Annotated in this window: 1 pseudogene; it reads right to left on the bottom strand. The window is 40.9% G+C overall.

The window, feature by feature from the left end:
• A pseudogene (locus IEW44_RS15825) lies at nucleotides 1-576 on the bottom strand (hypothetical protein); the annotation flags it as partial.
• Nucleotides 577-749 lie beyond the last annotated feature (173 nt).

Here is a 749-nt window from a genome sequence, read left to right as displayed (position 1 = left end):
ACCGCTATTACCCGAATAAACTTCCTGCGCCCATGACCACACATAAAACCAATTCCAAAACTGATTGTGTGCTCCATTTAAATCTGCTGCAGTTTGACTGCTATCTAAATCTGTAGCAGTCGGCTTGGGCAACCCCGATAGGTTACCTTCGTTGGTAATCCACTTATCCCATTCATTTGGCAGTCTGCCTCCTGAATAGTTGTCGTTGCCGCTACGATAATTATCTCCACCCGTCAAAACACGTAATAAGTAGTCTTGCCCATCAATTTTGATTTGCTTACCTTTAATTAGGTTTTGGCCATTTAGGTCATCCCACGAAATACTAACTAATAGATTACGGTCACAAACAAGGTATTTTTTATTGCCCTCAACCACTTCTCGCCAATAGATTTGATTAGCGACATTTGACGGCGTGTCTTTGATTTCAATTGTTTGCCCTGCGCTATAGTTTGGTATATCTCCATTATCACTGCCGCCCGGCGGAGTAGAATCATTACGCCAAGGTTTTTGCGGCCTCGCTTTTATGGCACCTCCAACATACAACGCCCCTAACTTTACTAAATCACCTGTTGCCAAATCATTCATTCCCTTCAACTGATATATATTTGTTTTTTTACGTATTTTCTGCCCAAATTAAAAGAGTTAGAACATCATGTGGTATTATCTCCACAAGTTCTAACTCCATTAAGGTAAAATCAAACGTTGATGCTCGATATTGTGTAGCCCTGCGACTAGATTAATAGAAGAGA

Source organism: Lysinibacillus alkalisoli, assembly GCF_014643595.1.
Lineage (GTDB): Bacteria > Bacillota > Bacilli > Bacillales_A > Planococcaceae > Metalysinibacillus > Metalysinibacillus alkalisoli.
The sequence above is the reverse complement of the archived record's forward strand: the minus strand, read 5'-3'. Positions and strand labels throughout refer to the sequence as shown.